Below are 20,305 nucleotides of genomic sequence, written 5' to 3'. Positions count from 1 at the left end.
TGTTGCTCCGCCCGATGAAGCCTAGGATGTCATTGCCAAGAGAAATCGTGTCGGCTACCTGACTTTGCATCGTTGATCCAATCGCGATTAGAAGGCTGTGACCCTAGGATCGCTTCTCCAGGATATCCAGGATGGCTCGGAGCTCAGCCTGCACTTTTTGGTGCTCAACGACTGAGCGGTCGTAGGCATCCTTCATGCGTTTGTATTCGGCGTGGCGGACAAAGAAGAATACGACCCAGGCGGTCGGTGCTGCAAAGAATAGCAATGTCACGATATGGGGGTATGAGATGAATGCGATGATACCGAGAATGGCTATCCCGACCGCTTTGAGCGGGAAATCAGGGACCCGGTTCGGGTCGGCGGGTGGAACCTGCAGTAACTCGATGCGCTTGATGTAGAGATCGATGAACTTGATGATGGTTGCCGTGAGATGCTGTGGCACGTTAAGTCCGGTGAACTTGTCTCGCATGTTGCGGAACCAGTTCTTCGACTTCTCGAGCTCATTTGCGTCGAAACAGTGCTCCTCAAGTGCGACGCAGCAGTAGTGAGTGACGGCGTCACAGGTGTCAGGGCCCATCTCGGCATCCGCTTTGAGTCCCTCAACACAGATGTCTATCGCCCGCGTGTACTGTTCCATCCTGATGTAGCAGGCGGCCATACGGAATGCGATGTCAGGAACCATTTCGCGTGGTGCCTTGGTCAGCGCGCGCTGGAAGCACTCAATACCTTTTTCGTACCTCTTTGTGAAGTAGAATGTGACGCCGCGTACTCGGTAGACATCCACGGTGTCTTCACCCAGCTCATCAAGAACATATGCCTCGGCTGCATAGTCTTTAGCTGCGTTGTAGTTGTCCTCAGCGAGCTCGATCCACGCGGAGATTACATAAGCGTTTGGATCATCGCCATGCTCGCTCCGTGCCTTGCGTGCGGCAACACTGGCTGCCCCTGGGTCGTCAGCGAAGTAGTACGTCCAAGCTCGGCCGATCCAGTCGATATCCTGCTCAGCCACTTCAGGGAGTGCGCGCAGAGAGCGGTCGTATGCATCGCGCGAGTCTTCATTTGAGAACACGTTCGAGGCGTTCTCAATCATCTTGAGCTTTGCTCTCGCCTCTTCGCCGCGGTTACCATTCAGTGACGCGCGTTGCCGCCACTGCATGCGGATCTTATTCAACTGCACCTGAATGTCAGGGGTGGCGTCGTCCTTGTCCAGGTTCAGTTCCTGGTAGTAATCGACCACGGCGACAGTCTGCTCATATGCCATCTCAGGGGTTCCTAACTCAACGATTCGGGATTCGGAGAGGAAAGCGAAGCGAGTGGTAGACGCATCCTTGCGTGCAGGCGCTGGTGCTGCGTCTGATTTGTATTCGCTTGGCGGAACCGAGATTAGTGAGACCGTGATGTAATCGACCAGTCTGAGTACTTAGACAGTAGTTTGCGGTGCGGGATTAAAGCGGTTTGTGGGATACATGAGAGCCAGCTGGCGCACTCTGTGCGGAAGTCCCAGGCTGGGTGTCGTGGAAACTGTAAGTTGTTAGACAAATGGTGGGAAGGACTGGCGCAGCGTGGTCTCGTAATTTTGATTCGTAGTCGTTATCGATCTGCTCGTAACGGCATGAGTCGTGAATGTATGCGGGCGCTACGTGTGTGTGCTGGAGGCCGAGAACTCGAGAGTGCCTACAGCGTGTACGCCGACTGGTGAGTCGTGGATGAGCGGCGCTGAACGCCTCTGCTGCGGCTCGTGGGCTGTCTGAGTACCTCAATCGCTGATGCCAACGTCAACTCGCGCGCCGAATTCGCTCTAGTGCGATCGCCCCCGCTGCGCTGTGAGATTGGATGGTGGCAGCGTACGGCGAGTGCTGCGGGCAGAGGCGAAGGACGACTGACTCGCCGTTTTTCGCGCGGTGCAGTATGCGAGTGGCGGTGTCGACCAGTGTGGTGGGGAGCGGTGCTGGTGCGGTTGCTAGGTCTGAGTCCTGCTGGGAGTCGTCGAGCTGGATGACGTTGACGCCTCGATCGCGCGCCTGCCGAACGGCGGCGACGAGAGCAGGCTGGCTTGCCAGGCGCGGCACGCGGATGAGATCGCGCAGCTCGGCTTCGACCCGCTGGGCCAGTTGCACCAAGGCGTCGCTTGGGGCGTCGGTGAGTGAACGCAGTTGCTCAAGCACTGGGCGTGACCGCCGGCTGACGTCGGTCAGTAGGGTGGTTTCGGCTTCGAGGCGGGCTTGCCTGGCGGTGCGGAGTACTTGTGCTTGGTGGGCTTGGCGCTGCATGGCGGTGATGCGTGGCTCGATTGAGCGCACCAGGGCAATTACAGTTGCGACCGTCAGGACGTTGATGCACTGAAATCCGAACGAGCGAACGAATGGGGCTGCTGGTGCACCGATCGCGACGACGGGCAAAAGGTGGGCGGCTCCCACGACCCCGAGGTTGACTAGTGCCAGTTTCAAACGCCGCTGATGAAGCAGGAGTACGGTGAAGATGGCGCTATACCCTTGGGGCCATGACGCCAACTCGAGTGTTGGTGTGAGGGGGCCCCAGGTGAGGAACGGAACTGTGCTCAGTGCTGAGGTGGAGAGTATGCACCAGCGCTGAAGTGCTCGCGCTAGGCCCCGTGGCGGCCAGGCCAAGGCAAGAAAGGAGCATGTGACGCCGACGGCGCTGGGGATGGAAGCCAACACATGGGCGGGCGTGCCGCTGCTGCGCATGACGTGGGCCCAGGCGGTGAGGACGATGCAGCCGAGCCCGATGCGGCCCCAGTGCCCGTGTACTGTGGCCGACAAGCCGTCACCGGTCAGTGGGAGAGCGTCTGCGGTGTGAGCCTTGGGAGTGGCTTTCCTGAGTCCGAGCTGGACGGTGGTACCACGCCCGATTTCCGACGACACGCTGGCGTGCCCGCCTGGTAAGTGGCGCATCCGTCCAATGATTGATTGGCGTAGCCCGAGGCGCAGCGGGCTCAAGCGGCTGGTGTTGAAGCCGACGCCATCGTCAGTGATCGTGATGGTGAGGGTGCTAGCGGACTGCTGGGTGGATACCGTGCAGTGGACGTGGCGCTGCGGCTCGCCGCCGCTGCTGTGCGCTGCGACGTTTCGCAGTGCCTCTAGGCTCGCGGCGAGAACTTCAACGAACTCGTCCTCAGACAGGCTGAGCTCTGCCTCAGTCCCCAGTTCAGGATCGGCAGCAGAAGCGAACTGGTACTCAACCTGCGGCTGCACGTGCTGCTGGCACCATGAGCGCAGTTGGTCGACGAGGTCGGTGGTGGTGTGGTGGTCATCGCTGTGTGTTGGCTGCTTCAGGAGCTCAAGTGCATCGGCTGCGGCGGCGCGGAGTCGTTTTGCCGGCATCCCGCGTTCCGGAAAGGACGAGACGAGCGCGGCCAGGACATGATCGTGGACGAGGTTGCGGGCATGGCGGCTGCCGGCCAGCTGGGCGCTCAGCCGCGTGGCGAGGTCTTCCTCGTGGCTGTTGCGCTGGCTCTCAGTGTCGATCTGCCTGGCACAGCCGATCAGCCAGTTGATCGGTAGGCAGTAGCAGCCCGCGAAGGTCGTGCTGTAACCGGCTCGGGTCAGCGCTTCGAGTAGCCCCTCGCTTCCGGCATAGAGACGGACGATGAACTCGAGCAAGAACAGCACCGCCAGGCCAATCACCGCCGTCCGCCAGCTCGCCACCGCTGCAAGCAGTGCCGCGGCAATCACCATCCCAAAGGCCGGCAGCGGGTGGATGCCTGATGCCAGATGTGGCTGATCGGGATCGAGATTGTGCAGCGTCAGTATGGCGGCACATGCCCAGCCATGAAGCGCAAGATAAACCCATGTCCCCAGTCGTGCCCCAGCGGCAGCAGCCGACGCGCGGGACGTATGCTGGCGCGAAATAGTGAATGCCGCCAGTGGGCACAGCGCTGGCGGGATCAGCAGGCCAAAGAGATACGGGTATCCAGCCGCCCAGCGATACCATCGGGGTGCCTCGGCAACTTGTTGAAACAGCGATGGCTCCTGATGGAACAGCTCGAAGAGCATCCCAAACAGGCTGGCACCCATAATCAGGATGATCTGATACGCGTCCTGGTTGGTGCCATCGAGCAGCATCCGGTTGACCAAGCCGGTTCGCTTCTGCTGGGAAGCACTGGTCGAGCCGGTGTCGGCGGCGAACGGAGCGGCGGAGGCTGCCATAGTGCTCAGAACGCGTGCTGGAGATCCAGTGTGGGAACGAGTCCTTCGGCCTGGGCCCGTACCAGCAGGTCGACGCGGCTACCAGCGGGGACGCCAGCGTCCATGAACTTGCGGCGTATGCGCGAGACGTAGGTATTGACGGTGTGGATCGACAGGCTGAGCTGACGGGCGACGAAGCTCGCCTCCGCGCCGGTGGCGTAGAGCGAGAGCACCTCCTGCTCGCTGGGCGTCAGAGCAGAAGTGACGAATGCGCTGTCTGCATCCAGAGCACTTGCCCAGTCCAGTGATGGCGTCAGCTCACCACGCAGCGCCGCCCAGATCGTGCTGATCAGGACATCCGGCGTCTCGGACTTGCGGACGACACCCAGAACACCGCCCTCACAGGCACGCCGGATCAGGTAGGGGTCATCGCCACTGGTGTAAGCGATTACCGCTGCGCCTCGCGTGCGCAGGGTACGGGCGTTGTGTGAGGGGTCGGAGTTGTCCGGTAAGCGCAGGTCGAGCAGTACCACATCGGGCAAGCGATCCTTCGTCGCGGCCGTCTCCTCCAGCAGCTGCGCAACACTGGGGTAGCCGCCGCGAAAGTGAAGGCTGGCGGTCATCGCCAGCATGGTCGTCACACCCAGGGCGATGACATCGTGGTCATCGACCAGGGCAACGGTGCCGACTCGTGGCACCTCGCCGGCGGGTGCCTGCTGGGCGATGGGATTGGTATGATGCGGGGCGACTCCGGCAACCGAGCCACCACCGTTGACAGGTGGCTGTGTCATCTCTGCGTCCTCACGAACCGTCGGGGAAAGGAGCGTGGATCAGGCGGTGTTGACGCTAGCAACCTGGTAGCGCGCATCACCATTGACGATTACCAGAGTTGACCAACCGGCAGTTAGCACAACCCTCCAACGGCGAGGCCGCACTTTTGGGTACATCACTCCTCACCACTCCCACCCAAACCCGCCGAACAGCCCGCCGTGCACGTCGCGCTGGGTGAGGGTGGCTTGGCCGTGGGTGTCGATGCTGGTGCGGTTGTACTGGTTGGCTGCCTGGGGGCGGGCGAAGGGGCTCGCCCCGGTGAACTGCCAGATGCTGAACGGCACCTCCCCGATGAAGCGCACCTGGATGGTGGCCAGCAGCGAGCGGGCGTGGAAGGCCCGGCTAGCCAAGGAGATCGGTGTGGTGGGTTCCTCGCCTGGCACGGGCTCGGCTCGGAAGGCGAGGTCGTAGCGCGTGGCGTCCTGCATCGGCGTGCGCCTGCCGGTAGCGGGGTCGATGTGCCAGAAGTGATCGTTCCACCCCGCGCCTTCGACAGGGCGGCTATTGACGCTGAACTCCCCGCCCGGCTGCGCCGTGACATGAGCGGGGTAGGAGCGGGAGATAGTGACGAAGTCCAGCTCGCCGGCCATGTTGGCCAGCCGGTAGTGGTCCACCGTGCCGCGCCACTGACGCTGCTCGACCACGATGAGCGTGGTGGTCTCCTCATAGACGATCCCACCGTGCATCTCCGGCACATCCAGCACCAGCGGTGCCTGGGCGTAGCGCCCGGCCACCAGGCGACTGTGCAGCAGACGCAATCCGGCCTCCTCCCGCGAGGCAATCGTCTCCATGCTGCAGCCCAAGCGGCTCGCCATCGCTCGTCGCCGCTCCAGCAGGCTGCCACTACCCACCGTCTCAGGGCTGAGGGCAAAGGCTGCCAGCAGCACACCCACCAGCGGCTCGTCCTGCTCACTCCCGCTCTCACTCAGGCTGTGGATGGCTGAGACGAAGCGATGGCGCAGCCGCTCAAAAGAGTCCTCCAAGCTGCCCCGCAGCACCTCATCGACGATCGGGGCATGCACCAGCCGCGCCGCCGTAAACCCACCGCGCTTACGCAGCCACGCCAGCTCACGCAGCAAGGACGCCGCATCATCGGCATCGAGACGAGCGCGGGACATGAGTAAGCCTCCTAGAGGGGAGTGTGGGCAGAGTTGGTGTGGGGATAGGGAGAGATGACGTCGCTGGCGCGGGGCAGCGACGAGATAACCGACGTGCCAGTACCGGTGCTGGTAAGACGCCTGCTGTGACGGGCCAGTCGTGAGTGGCGACTCGGGTGTCAGTCGGACGGGACGGGCCGCAAACCAGCCTAGACCGAGCGGTCGGGACAAACCAGGAGATATAGCAGGGGAGCCGAAGAACAGCGGCGAGCCGTCTGTGCCTGGCTTGGCGTACTGGCTCCTTGCCCCAGTCGCTGCGCTGTCTCCCGCAGTGAGGCTGGCTCATAGCTGCTCGTGCCAGTGGTGGACGCCTGAGCGAGCCCTCTTTTCCAACTTTCTTCCAACTTTGACGGCGCTGCGGCGCGGCCTGCCTACCGTTCTAACCAACGCCACGAGCCTGGGGCCAGACCGGCAGAAAACGCCGGTCTGGCGCGGCTAGTGGCAGGTAGTACGGCCTGCTCCATCCAGGGTGGCAGCACGCCGTCGGCACGAGATGACCGGCCCGGCTGGTCATCTTCCTCGCTTCCTTCTCCTCTTCTCGAAAGGACCTCTCATGGCTTCTACCAATCTCAGTCTCTTCTCGCCCCAGCGCACCCGGATGGGGGTGGTGCTAGGCAATGGCCAGGCCCGGGTGACCAGGCGGGAGATCGAGCAGGTCGCCGCCCAGGCAGAAGTAGCGGCCCAGGCCGAGCAGGCCCGGGCCTTCCTGACCTCCCAGGTCCTGACCAATATCGCCACGCTGGTCACCCAGGCCGAGGCCCAGACCCGCATCGCCCCCGGTGGCGCCCAGTTCTACGAAGCGATCATCACGGGGTACGCCCTGGGTGCTGGGCAGCGCATCGGGCAACTGTAGCCCAAAGGTCGGTGCGGCTTCTCTTCACTTCCTCCTCTTCTCCTCACATTTTCTTCTCTTCTTCTCTCATTTCTTCTCATCTTCGGAGGTTTCATCATGACGGTTGTAATCGGGATCCTGGCCCTCATTGGTCTGGCGGTGGTGGGTGCAATCGGCTGGGCGTTCGCCCAGGGGGTGCGCGATGGCCTGGCCCAGTGGCGGGAGGTGCCACCGGGCGGAACGAGTCAGCCGGTGCCCGTCGGCGAGCCGCCGCTGTCGCTGTCTGCCGCATTGCCGAGCAGCTACCAGGCCGGTCAGCTCGCCGGTGAGGTCGCAGCCAGCTGGCACTCTGCACACCAGGCGGCCAGAGCAGCTGGAGCAGGCGTCCCGGCCAGCTCATCCTGAGCAGCCGCCCTGGCCCTGGGCAGTGAGCTGAGCCAGCAGCGCCAAGAGGCAGGCCGAGCCATGCAAGCAGCCATGGCCCAGGTGCTGCAGGACAACGAACAGGCAGTGCGGGACACAGCGGCGTCTACCTCCACCGACAGAACTCACGGCACCGACGGCAGTGACGACCGTGACGGTGCGTCTTCTGGCACGGTGCCGGATGGAGTGGACAGCAACGGCACGGCAGAGGGTACATCCCACCCCACCTGGCCGGCTCACTCGCCCTCGCGTCGCCCGCCGCGCCCGCGCCCCAGGCGGTGCACGCAGCAGCGACCGGCCCGGTCGGACGAGCAGCAGCCGTGAGGTGGCCGGTGATGGTTTGCGCTTGTGCCGAAGGGGAGCTGGTTTGTTGTCGTGGGCTGGTGTGGTGGGTGTTAGTGCTTGAGCAGTCCTCCGTCGACAAATACTTGGGTGCCTGTCATGTAGCTGGCGTCGTCGGAGAGCAGGAAGAGGGCGACGGCAGCGGCTTCATCGGCGGTGCCGATCCGACGCATTGGGGTGTCGCGTACCACGCTGTCTTCAAATTCAGTCCGAGTTTGCTCGGGCAGGAAGTTGCGGAAGTCGGTGGCGATTGCTCCTGGTATCAGCGTGTTGATGCGTATGCCCTCTGGTGCCAGTTCGTCGGCCCAGGATCGTGCTGCAGCGACCAGGGCGGCTTTGGTGGCGGCGTAGACAGATGTGGCAGCGTTGCCTTCGTACACCGAGCTGGAGCTGGTCAGCACGATCGACGAACCGGCATGGAGATGGTGGCGCAGCAAGCTGAGCTGCAAGAAGGGGGCGCGAACGTTGACGGCCATCATCTGGTCGAAGAGGTCGGGTGTGGTGTCGGTCAGGGCGCCAATTCGGGCGTAGCCAGCGTTGAACCATATGCCGTCGAGAGGAGACGTGATGTGGGATGCGAGTTGTCTGGCTGTGTCTGGGTCGGCTGCGTCGTTGATGAGTACTTGGGCAGATGGAAGTTCTTGCTTGAGTGCTTGTTGTCTCGATTCGTCTCTTCCGGTGATGATGACGTGGCCGCCTTCTGTCAGGATGCGTCGTGCGCCTGCCAGGCCGATGCCGCTTGTGCCGCCAGTGATCAAGATGCGCTTGCCTTGGAAACGATTGTTCGCGTTCGTCTTTTCGCTCATGTCTGGTTACTCCTTTCGGGTTTGTGTGGTTTGTATTTTTATTCTAGCACGCGGATAAGGGTGTTGTGGTCGTCTTGACGTGGCCCTATTGAGTGCTGGTGGGCTGGTGAGAATTAATGGTGCGCTCGCATTTTCGCCCACTTGTTGAAAAAACTACAGCACCGACTTTCGCAGCCACTAAGTGGCGTGTGTGTCCATTTTGTTTCCTGGGGTGGCACCACAGAAACGGCTCAAGAACGGGACGTGTCGCGTCGCTTCGCAATCTGAATTGGGAGGCCTTGCAACACGCGAGTGTTCGTGGAATGTATGGGATAAGGGCAACTTGCTGCCGATGCGCGAAATAGCTGGCAGCTGGCTCGCCCGGAGTAATAGCAAGTACGAAAGAAAAAGGAGGGACACTATGCAGCAGCAGAAACAGACAAGACGAGCGTGCGCTGGGGGAGCGGCATCTCGGCACGGTGCGGCGGCCAAGCAGGCGGGCTCACTAGCAAGTCAGAACGGTGGTGTGACGGCGACCAGCGCTTGCTCGTCGCCCACCATCCCTGGTCTGCCGCCTGGTGGCTTTGCCACCATCTTGGTCGATCCGCCTTGGCCACTGCAGAGTGGTGAAAAGCACTACCGGACGATGAGCCTGGCGCAGATCAAGGCGCTGCCGGTGGGGTCGTTGGCGGCCCGTGATGCCCACCTGTGGCTGTGGACGACCAACGCCTTGCTGCCGAAGGCGTATGAGGTGGCTGAGGCCTGGGGCTTTACGGTGCGTAGCCCACTGACCTGGGTGAAGTTCCGCCTTGGCCTGGGTGGTCGCTACCAGCTGCGTAATGCTACCGAGCAGTTGCTGTTCTGCACCCGGGGGAGAGCGCCGCTGGGTTCGCGCTCTCAGCCGACCTGGTTCAACGCGCCAGTTCAAGAGCACTCGCGCAAGCCGGCTGAGCAGTTCGCCATTATCGAGCGGGTCAGCCCTGGGCCGTACCTGGAGCTGTTTGCCCGCCGTAGGCCAGAGTCGAACCAGCCCTGGGCGGTGTGGGGAGACCAAGTGGACTCAGATATCCGTATCCCCGGCTTTGCCGTGCCGCGGTACAGCGAGCGGGCGCACGAGAACGAGGAGGTCTTGCGATGAGTCGGCTGTGGCGAGACAAGTACCCAATTCGCAGTCTTCGAGGAGATGGTGATGATGAGCGATTCGAGGCGTTCGCTTGCTGGCAGCCTGCTGCGATGCGGCGTCGGCCTGCTCCTGATCGCGATGGGGCTGAGGTGGATCGTCGCCATCGTGCAAAGCAGCTGGCCCTGGCTCGTCGGGCTGCTCGCCATGAGCGCCGCCGCCTGGCTAGCAGTGCGCTGGTGGCAGAGCCGACGGGAATGGTGAGAGAGCCGCTCAGAAGCGAGGGACAGACGGATAGGCGTCGTCAGGCGGAGCGGGCTGAGCAGTGCTCGAGTTGGCCCATTGACGACAAGACGCGGCAGACGCGTTCCCGTCGGCGTCGCAGTTCTCACACCACTGCTGCAGGCCACCGGAAGAACGGTGGACAGCCTCATGCCTCGAGGAGTCAGCAATGATGGCCCGCTACGCCGGTGGTCGGCCTGGTTCGTCGCGGCGGGTGCGCTTGGTGCCGGTACGACGGAGCGGCCTGGATCACCGGGCGGTGGCGCGGATTGTGCTGGCGTTGGCGCGGCAGATGGCGACGGATGAGGCTGTGGAGGCATCGGCGGATGATGCGGTGTCCTCAGGTGCTGAGGTCTGCGCGAGGCGTGAGCATGTCGCCTCGGTGGGGCGTTGCGTTGCGGAGCGGATGTCGTCCTGTCGTCATGACGGTGCTCACCGTTCACCTCACGAAGATGCTGCTGCCTCGTCCGCCCTGGGAGGCACCCCGTGATGGCCCGCCCGACTCAGCCCCTGGTGTGGCACCAGCTGCGGTTTGCCCTGCCGCTCGCCCAGGACACAGCGGTCGGTCTGGTGGAGCGCATTCTGGCGGACGCTTCGCTTGGTCGGGTGGTGCTGGAGCTGCGCGCCTCAAGCGGTCAGGCGGTCTGGGCGGTGGGCTCACAGGCGGGTGAGCGGTTGGTCTCGGTGGTGCGTGAGCTGGTGCCGGGCTGCCGGGTGTCTCGTGGTTGCTCGCGACGAGCGGTGGATCAGGCAGTGGTGGTGTCAGCCCGCCCGGTCGGGGCGGCACTGGCGACGGAGCGTCTGGTGGCGGTGGTACGGGCTGTTCTGGCGGCTTTGGCGGTGACGGCTGAGGACGAGGAGCTGGTGGTTCAGCTGCAGCTGGGGCGGCGCTTCTCACCGCAGGTGCTGGGGCGGGTGGAGCCGCAGGGCTGGCTGGAGCTGCTCGGGCTCGTACCGATTCCGTCTCTTAGTGGTGAGCGGGGTCGGCGGATGCGGGTGCAGGTGGGGCGGCATCGGGCGGCGGGGTGTCTGCGCTTGGGGGTGCGGGCGGCCTCGCCGCTGCGCCAGCGGGTCCTGCTGCAGGGGTTGCTGGGGGCGCTGCGTCTGCTGGAGGGGCCGGGGGTGCGGCTGCGGGCTCGCACGGAGCACCCCGCCAAGCTGGATGGGGTGCGGCGGCCGTGGCGGGCGGGGCTGGAGCTTGGTGCAGGAGAGATTGTGGCGATGGTGGGCTGGCCGGTGGGTGAGGGGGCGCTGCCGGCGACGCCGTCGGCTCATCCGCGGGTGCTGGCGCTGCCATCGGCGCGTGAGACGCAGCGGGCGTTTGCCACGGGGGTGGCGGATCAGGCGGGTGAGCGTCTTGGTATCTCGATTGGTGATGCGCTGTATCACACGGTGCTGCTGGGGCCGACGGGGGCTGGTAAGTCCACCGCCTTGGCGCATCTGGCGTTGGCGGACATTCATGCGGGTCGGGGTGTGCTGCTGATTGATCCGAAGACGGATCTGGTGGCGGACATTCTGGCGCGGATTCCTGAGCAGCGGCGCGATGACGTGGTGGTGATCGATCCGACCAGTAGCCGCCCGGTGGGGATCAACCCACTGGCCCGAACGCAGACGGCACGCAGTGCGCCATCGTCATCAGGCGGTGGTGTGCTAGGTGGTGGTGCGTCGCCGGAGCTGGTGGCGGATACGGTGCTGGCGACGTTGAAGGGGGTGTTTGCTGAGTCGTGGGGTGTGCGGGTGGAGCAGGTGCTTTCTGCGGCGTTGGTGACGCTCGCGCGCACGCCGGGGGCGACGCTGGTCGATCTGCCCCTCTTGCTGACGAATCCGGCCTACCGTCAGCGGCTCATTGCGGCCTCGGGGGCGGATCCGCTGGGGACGGGGCAGTTCTGGGCGGCCTATGAGGCGCTCAGTGAGGCGCAGCGTCAGCAGTGGGTCGGGCCGGTGCTGACGCGCCTGCAGCCTTTCCTCATCCGCCCGCACCTGCGGGCCACGCTGGGGCAGGCTGCGCCGTCGTTCGACCTGGGGGAGGTATTCACCCGGCGGCGGATTGTGCTGGTTAGTCTCAACAAGGGGGTGCTGGGGGCGGAGTCGGCTCGGCTGCTTGGGTCGCTGCTGGTGGGCCAGCTCTGGCCGCTCATCCTGGCCCGGGCAGCGGTGGAGCCGTCGCGGCGGCATGTGGTCAGTGTCTTCATTGATGAGGTGCAGGACTACCTGTCGCTTCCGGGCAGCCTGGCCGACGCCCTGGCCCAGGCCCGGTCACTGGGCGCGGCCTTTCACCTGGCGCATCAGTACCGCGGGCAGCTACCTGCGGCGCTCAAGGCGGGGATCGATGCCAATGCGCGCAACAAGATCATCTTCTCCCTGAGCGCGGCGGATGCGGCCGAGCTGGCCCGTCAGGCGATTGGCCTCGAGGCGGCCGACTTCCAGCTGCTGCCGCGCTTTGGTGTCTACGCCCGCACCATGCACCACGGGCGGGAGAACCCCTGGTGCCACGCCACCACCCTGCCACCGACCCCACCAACCCAGGACGCCCTGGCACTGCGCGCGAGCAGCCAGGCGCGCTACGGCCAAGACACCGCGCAGGTTGAGGCCACCCTGCTCGCGCGAATCGGGCAGAACGGCGAGACGACCGGTGATGACGTGGCTCGGATAGCAACGGACGACGCGACAGGTGAGCTCGGGGGAGAAGCCACGAACGACGGCACTGGGCCAGCAACCAGTGTTTCGGCCACGGTGCCCGGCGTGGTGTTCGGCCGCCGACCTGGGCGGGATGGAGGGACGGCATGACGGGCGGAGGAATTGAGCGTGTCCTCCGCATTACGTCGGCTGCGCTGACGGGCCGCCCCTCGCGTGGGAGCGCTATTCCAGGAGCCACCGGCTGTCCGCGGGAAGGCCATTGCCTCAGTCATGAGCCTGGTCGCACGCGCTGCCTGGCCGCCCTCTCTCCTCCGGAACGCTGTAAGGGTCGGCATTCACTGAATACCGACCTCTTGCGCTGGGTTGAAAACCGCTCATTGCGATCGGTTTTCACACTCCTGCGGATTGAGGGACGACCCGTCAGCGCTGCCGTCGAGACAGTCCCAGCCGCTCCCTGTGGGGCTCTTTGCAAGCTGCGACGTATTGCCCCTATCTGGCCTCTGCGCTTGTCTCCACCACTGGAGCACCGAGACGCGTCGGGAGACGAATCGCCAGACGCATCGCTGCAGCGAGCAGGCGCGGCTATCGGCGCAGTGGTGCGGCACGGGCGCGGTTACGGGAGGCGACTGATGGCCCCATGTGGCCATCCCATCCACCACTAACAACGGCCCCGGCCTCACAGCCCTGGCTCGCAGCAGCGACTCGATCAACCACATGACGATCACGAAGGAGGAAACCGCAATGAACACAGCGATATCGGAATACGCGAGCGTCGGGACAGGCATCGGTCTGGCAGTGCCGACATCCGCGACGACACCAACGACGATGAACGGAGCAGCGACGACAGAGGCAGCGAAGTCTCAGCGCCAGGCTCCGGCCCGGATTGGCCGCGCCCAGCTGCAGGCGATCGCTGAGCGGCTCGATATCACCGATCACGAGCTGCTGGGTCTGCTAGCGGCTCATCGCTATGCCACGACGCGCCAGCTGGCGCAGATCACCGAGCTGTCTGGGCAGTACGGTTCGGCCCGTTCGGCGCTGCGCCAGACCAGTCGGCGGCTGCGGCGTCAGCACGGGCTGGGTCTGGTTGCTCACCTGGCACGGCGGATCGGTGGCACGCGGGCCGGCTCGGCGGGGTACGTCTGGTACCTGACAGCAGCGGGGCAGCGCCTGACGGACGAGGGACGCGGAGCGCGGCGGCGCATTCAGGAGCCGTCGGCGCTGTTCCTCGCCCATACGCTGGCGATCACGCAGGCACGGGTCGTCATCGAGCAGGCCATCCACGCCGTCGGTGGGCACCTGGCCCGGCTGCGTACCGAGCCGGCCTGCTGGCGCTCCTGGCTGCGGCTCGGTGGGGCACTGGGCTGGCTCAAGCCGGATCTGGAAGCAATCACGGCAACGGATACCGGCGCAGAGGATCACTGGCTCCTCGAGGTCGACCTGGACACCGAGCATCCGGCGCGGCTGCTGGCCAAGTGCCACGACTACCAGGCTCACCTGGCCAGCGGCACCTTCCAGGCCCAGCACGGCTACTACCCGCAGGTGGTCTGGCTGCTGACCAACCAGGCACGAGCCGGCCGCCTGGCCGAGCAGATCGCCGCCGACCAGACGCTCACCCCGGGGCTGTTCAAGATCACCGCCGCCCCCGAGCAGCTCGCCGCCCTGATCCAGCGCGGCCCATGACACGACGAAAACACTCCACCCGCCCTGGCGTTCTCAGCGCGCTTTTCTCCGCAAAGAGAACAGTGCCACAGAAAAATGTGCAGCAACGACAGAAAATGGCGCAATAGCGCGGCAAAGCCGCTCGCGCGGGGGTGGTGGAGTCGTTTCTCGGGGGTATATAAAACCGGACTGGACTTTTCCGTCCATCTGAGCGTCAATAGAAAGAGGAGAAACACAAACCAATGAAATAGCAATATATGACGAGAGGAGGACACCGATGACAACACAAACCAGAACGAACGCACGAGATGAGCACTCGGCGGTACTGGAGGCGGTACCGGCCACCGCGCTGGACGGCCAGACGGGCACCGGGGCGATCGCCATCTTCTACGGCGCGGCCCGCTACCCATTCGAGCTAGCCCGGCAACGAGAGCTGGTGGAGGACTATGCCGAAGCAACTGGCCTCAACCTGGTCACCGAGTTCCACGACCGCCAGCAGCGCCAGCACGGCCTGAGCATGCTGCTCGATGCCTGCCAGCGCGGTGGGGTGGAGTACGTCATCACGGCGAGCTGGCCCACCCCCAACCTCACCACCACCGAAGCAGACGCGGTAACCAAGCAGCTCGCCCAAGCCGGCACCCACCTGGTCTGCCTCAACCGCTGGCACCCCGGCGACGGCACCCCACCAGCCTGGTGGAACGACGAAGAAGGCGCGTGGATGCGCCAACTTGATGCGCTCAGGGAGGAAGACCGCCGACAGCGCGAGCAGACCAGTGAACATACCGAACCCAGCAAGGAGGTGCACCATGCCTGACGCACTCGCCCCCGATCCCTTCACTGCTATGGCCGCGCAACTGACCCCCAAGCGCGCCGTCTCATACATCCGCGTCTCCACCCGCGAGCAGGCCCAGCGCGGCGGTAGTGAGGAAGGCTTCTCCCTCCCGGCTCAACGGGAGGCCAACAAGCGCAAGGCCCAGTCGATGGGCGCGCTGGTGGTTAAAGAGTTCGCCGACCGCGGTGAGTCGGCTCGTAGTGCCAACCGGCCTGAGCTACAGAAGATGCTGGCCTACCTTAAGGAAGACGGTGGGATCGACTACGTCATCGTCCACAAGTTAGATCGGTTAGCCCGCAACCGGGCGGACGATGTGGAGATCAACCGGGCGTTCGAGGAGGCGGGTGTGCGGCTGGTGTCGACGAGTGAAAACATCGACCAGACGCCTGGTGGGATGCTGCTGCACGGCATCATGAGTTCCATCGCTGAGTTCTACTCCCGTAACTTAGCCAATGAGGTCATTAAGGGGATGGGCGAGAAGGCCAGGAATGGTGGGACGCTGGGCAAGGCGCCACTCGGCTACCTCAACGTCCGCGCCAGGGACGAGAACGGAAGAGAAGTCCGCACCATCGCCCTGGATGAGGAGCGCGCACCGCTCATCCGGCTGGCCTTTACGGAGTATGCGACGGGGCAGTGGACGACCAAGAAGCTCGCCGCTCACCTCCATAGCCATGGCCTAACGACCGTACCAACCGCCCATAAACCAGCCAAAGCAGTATCCGGCGCCCAGCTCCATCGCATGCTGCGCCACCCCTACTACAAAGGCACCATCTCCTTCCAAGGCGTCGAGTACGCCGGAGCACATGAGCCCTTGGTGGACGAAGAAACCTGGCGTCACGTCCAAGCCATGCTCGACTCTCATCGCTTCGGAGAACGCGAACGCCAACACAACCACCACCTCAAAACGACGGTGTACTGCGGCCTCTGTGGTGCCCGCCTGCTGGTGCAGAACACGCGCAACAGCAAAGGCGACCTCTACCCCTACTTCATCTGCGCCCGGCGGCAGCGAACCCACGACTGCGCCTTCCGCGCCGTCCTGATCGATGTCGTCGAAGAGCGGATGAGTGACCTCTACCGGACGATCCAGCTCAGCAGCCAGGATCGCCAGCTGGTGGAGCAGTACGTCCGGAAAGAGCTACACCACCTTGAGCGCGACAAAGACCGGACAATCCGCTCCCTGACGACCCGGCGGACGAACATCGAAGACAAGCGCCGCCGCCTGATGCACGCCCACTACGAAGGAGCCGTCCCCCTGGAGCTGCTCAAGGAGGAACAGACCCAGCTCACGGCCGAGCTGAACCATATTGAGCGCCAGCTGACCGCCTACCAGGCCGACATAGCCGAGGTGCGGCAGCGCCTTGCCCAGGCCCTTGACCTCCTCGAGGACTGCCACCGCCTCTACACGGCGGCACCCGCCCATCTGAAGAAGCTGCTCAACCAGGTGTTCTTCGAGCGGGTGCTAGTGAACCCACTCGTCGATGAAGACGGCCGAGTCGTCCTGCCGGAAGATGGAACGAATGATGGCAGCGGCAGGAACGCGGCGGATGCAGCAGCTGGCGACTGCCCGATAGGGGAGAGTGACGACGGGCCATTGCAGCGGGCCGCAGCACCGCGCCTATTGGCCGACGCCAGCAGCGACGCCAGCCTGGCAGCCGACCTCCGGCTGCCCTTCAACTGGCTGACCAGCCGACTGATGCACAACGTCGCACGACGCCGCAGTGCGACCTTGTTGCAAGACAACCCGCGAGAAAACCGGGACAACCAACTGGACTGCCCCATCAACAACATCGTCTGCAACGACGAAGCGCTCACCAGTGGTGGTGAGCGCTTCGCATCTTCATCAACCAACCCAGACCGTGTTACTCATGACCTAGGTTTGGGTAAGGCTATCGTGGTACCCCCACTGGGATTCGAACCCAGGACCTTGTGCTTATCAGGCACGACACGAGGTATAAGCTCGCTGCTCTAACCGCTGAGCTATGGGGGCGCGGCCGTGACGCCGACGGCGTCGAGGAGGCCGGCGCTGCCAGCGCCGAAGAGGCCCCGGTAGCGCGGAAGTAGGTTACCCCAGATGAGAGCTGCGTCGGTCGTTTTCCTGACTGTGTTCCGTCGGTGCTCCATCATGCGGACGTGTCGGGCTGCATCGACGTCGTCAGGTCTCAGCAATTCCGGGCCGTGCCGCTAGCCTGGTCGCATGAGTCACACTCCTGCACCTGCATTTTCTGGGGCCGGACGCGAGGCCTCACGGAACACCCCGGAAGGCTTCTTGACGGTCGGCGACGTCGTCAGGCTCGTAGAGGATGCCGCACCTTCTGACCTGGCTGCCTCATGGGACTCCAATGGTCTCATCTGCGGAGACCCCGCTGATCCGGTGCAGAGCATCCTGCTGGCAGTCGACCCGGTGACAACTGTTGTCGACGAGGCCCTCAGCTCCGGCGTCGACATGGTCATCACCCACCATCCTCTCTACCTGCGCGGAACCGATTGCGTCGCGGCCACCGACCCCAAGGGCCGTTCCATCCATCGGCTCGTTCGCGCCGGCATCGCGCTCCTCAACGCCCATACCAGTCTCGACGCCGCCCATGGGGGAGTGGCTGAGGCCCTTGCCGATCGCGTGGGTCTGACCTCCACCGTCCCTCTGGAGCCGGACCCGGTCTCCCCGGACCAGGGCATCGGTCGGATCGGCACACTTGTGCAGCCCATTACTTTGCGTCAGCTCGCGACCGACGTTGCCGCAGCCCTTCCGGACTCGGCTCCCGGCCTCCTCGTGGGCGGGGACCTCGACGCCGTCGTCGAGCGCATCGCCGTCTCAGGCGGGGCAGGCGACTCTCTTCTGCAACAGGCCCGGGAGGCCGGAGCCGATGTTTTCCTCACTGCTGATCTGCGCCACCATCCCGCCTCCGAGCACCTGGAGAACGGTCGCCCCTACCTCCTGTGCGGAACGCACTGGGCCACCGAGTGGGTCGGCCTGCCTCCGCTCGCTCAGCGGCTCGAGGAGGACGCCCGCTCCTGTGGCGCCTCACTGAAGGTCCAGGTCTCCCACATCGTCACGGACCCCTGGGTGCTGCGGCTGTCCACCGGATCAGACCGGGCGTGAGAGGATCATGAGAGGATTCGCAGCACCAACCTGTACGCACCTGAAGGAGCACACGCCGTGACCAGCGCCCCCATCGCCCAGCAGCGCCTTCTCATCGACCTCCAGGACCTCGACTCCCGCCTGGCACGGCTGCGTCACGAGCGCAAGCACCTTCCGGTCCTGGCCCGTATCGAATCAGTCATCGAGCGCCTCAAGGCCAACAAACGGGCCGCCATTCAGGCCGATGCCGCCCTCAGTGAGGCCAAGACGCAGGCAACCCGCAGCGAGCACGAGGTCGGCCAGGTAGTGCGCCGTGCCGAGGTCCTGCGCGAGCGTCTCCACTCCGGCAGCAGCGCCGCCCGCGACCTGTCCGCCATCCAGGACGAGATCGACCAGCTCGGTCAGCGCCAGTCCGCCCTGGAGGAGGCTCAGATCGCCGCCATGGAGGCTCTTGACTCGGCCCGAGAGGAGGCGGAGCGCCTCAGCCGGGAGGAGGATGAGATCCGCGCGGCCGGACGTGAGCTCACCGCCACACGCGACGCCGAGTTCGCCCGAATCGATAAGGAGGTCGAGTCCCTGGAGAACCAGCGGGCAGACCTGGCCGGAACGATTGAAACGGCCCTCCTGGCTGACTACGAGGCTGTCCGAACCTCCACCGGGGGTCTCGGTGCGGTCGCCCTGAGAGGACGGGCCATTGAGGGCGGCGCTGTTGAGGTCAGCCCCCAGGAGCTGGCGCGCATCGTGGCGGCCCCGAAGGAGGAGGTCATCCACGCAGAGGAGAACGACGTCATCGTCGTACGGATGGATATCTGAGAGCGGCTGCTTCTTAGCCGTCCGCCTGACGATCGGGCTCCTGCCCGGCGTGAACGATGGCCGCCGGTCTCAGTGAGTCGCCAGGGTGAGGACTCGTCGCCCCTGCCGGTCCGGCTCGGACATCTCAACGTCGTCGACGCCGTTCAGCCGCCCGGCGATGTTCGCGATGTCGTCCGCGTGCGCTTGCACGGACAGGGACTTGCCGGCAACGGCTCTGAGAAGTTCTCCGGTGAGCAGCCCCCGAGCCTGCTTCGCCATGTGGGAGACGACCTTGTGGGAGCCGTCTTCGGTAATGCGAACCACGCGCACCGTTATGACCTCGATGCCGTTACGTACGGACGGCTTCCATGCGGCCGCATAGTCCGCCGATCGACAGTCGACCACCAGTCCCTGCGCTGCCATGCCGGTGAGCGACGGCGCAAGGTACGGCTTCCAGAAGGATGGCAACCGCCCCGTTCCCGGAAGACACGTCCCCATGGACAGGCGGTGGTCCGGGACCAGGTCAGTGGGGGAGAGGGCGCCCCACAGGCCTGAGAGAATGACGCAGTGGCTTCTCAAGGCTCTGCGCCCGGTCGTCTCCTCGGCGATCGAGTCGAGTCCCGCGGCCTCGTAAAGCACTCCCGTGAACAGCTCATAGGCGGGGGCACAGGGAGCCGTCTCCAGAGACAGGTTCGCTTCTGCCAGCTCTGCGCTGCGTGGCCCCAGCCCCAGAACGGACGCGCTGTCCGGACGCCGGCTCACCTCGGTCAGCGCCGATATCACCTCACGGCGTGGCGAGGTCAGCCGCTCGGCATCCAGAAGCGAGTCGAGATCCAGTGACGGTCCACTGGCTGGAGCGGTCTTTCCCTCGGACGGAGGCAGCAGGATCAGCACCCGCACATAATAGGTTGTGACGCGGTTCCCGGCAGATCAGGGCCTTGCGGCGGGCACGGTTCCTCGACGACGCACCATGCGGCTACACTGACGCGTGCGGACGAGCCGACCGGGCGGCCGCGGTACCTGCAGTCGTCTTCACGGCGGCGCGGGGCTGAGGAACGTCCGGGCTCCACAGAGCAGGGCGGTGGCTAACAGCCACCCGGGGTGACCCGCGGGACAGTGCCACAGAGAGTAGACCGCCCACCGCATCCCGGTGAGCAAGGGTGAAAGGGTGGGGTAAGAGCCCACCAGCGCGACGGGCGACCGCCGCGGATCGGTAAACCCCGCCCGGAGCAAGACCGCACAGCTGGCGACTGAAGGCTGCTCGCCCAAGTCAGCGGGTAGGTCGCACGAGGCCGTTGGCAACAACGGTCCAAGATGAATGGTCGCCACCGCCCAGTCCGGTAACGGCGGGCGGCAACAGAACCCGGCGTACAGGTCGGCTCGTCCGTGCCA

General features: G+C 64.7%; 16 protein-coding genes, 1 tRNA gene, 1 other RNA gene and 1 pseudogene. 11 read left to right on the top strand and 8 right to left on the bottom strand.

Annotated features, from left to right (window positions below; translation table 11 throughout):
- Window positions 1-103: 103 nt before the first annotated feature.
- From HMPREF9056_RS00285 to HMPREF9056_RS00270, 4 genes are all read right to left on the bottom strand, one after another.
- Complete coding sequence (locus tag HMPREF9056_RS00285) at window positions 104-1,261, bottom strand: hypothetical protein (RefSeq protein ID WP_009401773.1); 1,158 nt, start codon at window positions 1,259-1,261, stop codon at window positions 104-106.
- 514 nt (window positions 1,262-1,775) lie between these two features.
- Window positions 1,776-4,166, bottom strand: coding sequence for an ATP-binding protein (locus HMPREF9056_RS00280; RefSeq protein WP_009401770.1), 2,391 nt, complete (start codon window positions 4,164-4,166; stop codon window positions 1,776-1,778).
- A gap of 5 nt (window positions 4,167-4,171) precedes the next feature.
- Complete coding sequence (locus HMPREF9056_RS00275; protein WP_034513164.1) at window positions 4,172-4,936, bottom strand: response regulator transcription factor; 765 nt, start codon at window positions 4,934-4,936, stop codon at window positions 4,172-4,174.
- Between the two features lie 162 nt (window positions 4,937-5,098).
- On the bottom strand, window positions 5,099-6,094 hold the full coding sequence (locus HMPREF9056_RS00270) for a hypothetical protein (RefSeq protein WP_009401766.1): 996 nt from the start codon (window positions 6,092-6,094) through the stop codon (window positions 5,099-5,101).
- Window positions 6,095-6,686: 592 nt separating this feature from the next.
- Here HMPREF9056_RS00270 and HMPREF9056_RS00265 point away from each other — a divergent pair.
- Both HMPREF9056_RS00265 and HMPREF9056_RS00260 read left to right on the top strand, forming a co-directional pair.
- Entirely contained in the window at window positions 6,687-6,986 is a 300-nt protein-coding gene (locus HMPREF9056_RS00265) for a hypothetical protein (protein WP_009233120.1), read from the top strand.
- A gap of 96 nt (window positions 6,987-7,082) precedes the next feature.
- Entirely contained in the window at window positions 7,083-7,370 is a 288-nt protein-coding gene (locus HMPREF9056_RS00260; RefSeq protein ID WP_009401761.1) for a hypothetical protein, read from the top strand.
- Window positions 7,371-7,783: 413 nt separating this feature from the next.
- On the opposite strand, the gene HMPREF9056_RS00255 is transcribed toward HMPREF9056_RS00260, so the two are convergent.
- Window positions 7,784-8,536 (bottom strand): SDR family oxidoreductase, encoded by a 753-nt coding sequence (locus HMPREF9056_RS00255; protein ID WP_009401759.1) that lies wholly within the window; start codon window positions 8,534-8,536, stop codon window positions 7,784-7,786.
- A gap of 400 nt (window positions 8,537-8,936) precedes the next feature.
- Here HMPREF9056_RS00255 and HMPREF9056_RS00250 point away from each other — a divergent pair, with 400 nt between their 5' ends.
- From HMPREF9056_RS00250 to HMPREF9056_RS14450, 6 genes and pseudogenes are all read left to right on the top strand, one after another.
- Window positions 8,937-9,653: an MT-A70 family methyltransferase gene (locus HMPREF9056_RS00250; RefSeq protein WP_253269869.1), complete on the top strand. Its 717-nt coding sequence runs from the start codon at window positions 8,937-8,939 to the stop codon at window positions 9,651-9,653.
- Window positions 9,654-9,704: 51 nt separating this feature from the next.
- Window positions 9,705-9,899, top strand: a complete 195-nt coding sequence (locus HMPREF9056_RS00245; RefSeq protein ID WP_253269868.1) for a hypothetical protein — start codon at window positions 9,705-9,707, stop codon at window positions 9,897-9,899.
- Between the two features lie 507 nt (window positions 9,900-10,406).
- Window positions 10,407-12,704 carry a type IV secretory system conjugative DNA transfer family protein gene (locus HMPREF9056_RS00240; protein ID WP_009401751.1) on the top strand — a complete coding sequence of 766 codons (2,298 nt, stop codon included), beginning with the start codon at window positions 10,407-10,409 and terminating at the stop codon, window positions 12,702-12,704.
- Window positions 12,705-13,379: 675 nt separating this feature from the next.
- Window positions 13,380-14,234: a replication-relaxation family protein gene (locus tag HMPREF9056_RS00235; protein WP_253269867.1), complete on the top strand. Its 855-nt coding sequence runs from the start codon at window positions 13,380-13,382 to the stop codon at window positions 14,232-14,234.
- Window positions 14,235-14,490: 256 nt separating this feature from the next.
- On the top strand, window positions 14,491-15,027 hold the full coding sequence (locus HMPREF9056_RS00230) for a hypothetical protein (protein ID WP_009401749.1): 537 nt from the start codon (window positions 14,491-14,493) through the stop codon (window positions 15,025-15,027).
- Window positions 14,945-16,054, top strand: a pseudogene (locus tag HMPREF9056_RS14450) (recombinase family protein); the annotation flags it as partial. The gene HMPREF9056_RS00230 and the pseudogene HMPREF9056_RS14450, both read left to right, overlap by 83 nt.
- 126 nt (window positions 16,055-16,180) lie before the next feature.
- Here HMPREF9056_RS14450 and HMPREF9056_RS14440 read toward each other — a convergent pair.
- Together HMPREF9056_RS14440 and HMPREF9056_RS00215 are read right to left on the bottom strand one after the other, a co-directional pair.
- Window positions 16,181-16,438 carry a hypothetical protein gene (locus HMPREF9056_RS14440; protein ID WP_253269865.1) on the bottom strand — a complete coding sequence of 86 codons (258 nt, stop codon included), beginning with the start codon at window positions 16,436-16,438 and terminating at the stop codon, window positions 16,181-16,183.
- 499 nt (window positions 16,439-16,937) lie between these two features.
- A tRNA-Ile gene (locus HMPREF9056_RS00215) sits at window positions 16,938-17,032 on the bottom strand.
- Between the two features lie 207 nt (window positions 17,033-17,239).
- Here HMPREF9056_RS00215 and HMPREF9056_RS00210 point away from each other — a divergent pair.
- Window positions 17,240-18,142 carry a Nif3-like dinuclear metal center hexameric protein gene (locus tag HMPREF9056_RS00210; RefSeq protein ID WP_034513154.1) on the top strand — a complete coding sequence of 301 codons (903 nt, stop codon included), beginning with the start codon at window positions 17,240-17,242 and terminating at the stop codon, window positions 18,140-18,142.
- Window positions 18,143-18,199: 57 nt separating this feature from the next.
- Window positions 18,200-18,934, top strand: a complete 735-nt coding sequence (locus HMPREF9056_RS00205) for a zinc ribbon domain-containing protein (RefSeq protein ID WP_009401740.1) — start codon at window positions 18,200-18,202, stop codon at window positions 18,932-18,934.
- A 69-nt stretch (window positions 18,935-19,003) separates the two neighbouring features.
- Here the strand turns inward: HMPREF9056_RS00205 and HMPREF9056_RS00200 are convergent, their stop codons facing one another.
- On the bottom strand, window positions 19,004-19,813 hold the full coding sequence (locus HMPREF9056_RS00200; RefSeq protein ID WP_034513152.1) for a YaaA family protein: 810 nt from the start codon (window positions 19,811-19,813) through the stop codon (window positions 19,004-19,006).
- A 95-nt stretch (window positions 19,814-19,908) separates the two neighbouring features.
- On the opposite strand from HMPREF9056_RS00200, the gene rnpB reads away from it, so the two are divergent.
- Window positions 19,909-20,300: RNase P RNA component class A (rnpB, locus tag HMPREF9056_RS13045), an RNA gene on the top strand.
- Window positions 20,301-20,305 lie beyond the last annotated feature (5 nt).

This window comes from Actinomyces sp. oral taxon 170 str. F0386, assembly GCF_000195595.1.
In the GTDB taxonomy this organism is placed as follows: Bacteria; Actinomycetota; Actinomycetes; order Actinomycetales; family Actinomycetaceae; genus Actinomyces.
Note: the sequence above shows the minus strand (reverse complement) of the source record. Positions and strands in the feature narration are given on the sequence as shown.

Bases quoted from the DNA above. Each gene is read 5' to 3' on its own strand.
- HMPREF9056_RS00255 (WP_009401759.1), bottom strand. From the start codon at position 8,536: ATGAGCGAAAAGACGAACGCGAACAATCGTTTCCAAGGCAAGCGCATC.
- HMPREF9056_RS00250 (WP_253269869.1), top strand. From the start codon at position 8,937: ATGCAGCAGCAGAAACAGACAAGACGAGCGTGCGCTGGGGGAGCGGCA.
- HMPREF9056_RS00275 (WP_034513164.1), bottom strand. From the start codon at position 4,936: ATGACACAGCCACCTGTCAACGGTGGTGGCTCGGTTGCCGGAGTCGCC.
- HMPREF9056_RS00260 (WP_009401761.1), top strand. From the start codon at position 7,083: ATGACGGTTGTAATCGGGATCCTGGCCCTCATTGGTCTGGCGGTGGTG.
- HMPREF9056_RS00285 (WP_009401773.1), bottom strand. From the start codon at position 1,261: ATGGCATATGAGCAGACTGTCGCCGTGGTCGATTACTACCAGGAACTG.
- HMPREF9056_RS00210 (WP_034513154.1), top strand. From the start codon at position 17,240: ATGAGTCACACTCCTGCACCTGCATTTTCTGGGGCCGGACGCGAGGCC.
- HMPREF9056_RS00240 (WP_009401751.1), top strand. From the start codon at position 10,407: ATGGCCCGCCCGACTCAGCCCCTGGTGTGGCACCAGCTGCGGTTTGCC.
- HMPREF9056_RS00270 (WP_009401766.1), bottom strand. From the start codon at position 6,094: ATGTCCCGCGCTCGTCTCGATGCCGATGATGCGGCGTCCTTGCTGCGT.
- HMPREF9056_RS00235 (WP_253269867.1), top strand. From the start codon at position 13,380: ATGAACGGAGCAGCGACGACAGAGGCAGCGAAGTCTCAGCGCCAGGCT.
- HMPREF9056_RS00265 (WP_009233120.1), top strand. From the start codon at position 6,687: ATGGCTTCTACCAATCTCAGTCTCTTCTCGCCCCAGCGCACCCGGATG.
- HMPREF9056_RS00230 (WP_009401749.1), top strand. From the start codon at position 14,491: ATGACAACACAAACCAGAACGAACGCACGAGATGAGCACTCGGCGGTA.
- HMPREF9056_RS00245 (WP_253269868.1), top strand. From the start codon at position 9,705: ATGATGAGCGATTCGAGGCGTTCGCTTGCTGGCAGCCTGCTGCGATGC.
- HMPREF9056_RS00280 (WP_009401770.1), bottom strand. From the start codon at position 4,166: ATGGCAGCCTCCGCCGCTCCGTTCGCCGCCGACACCGGCTCGACCAGT.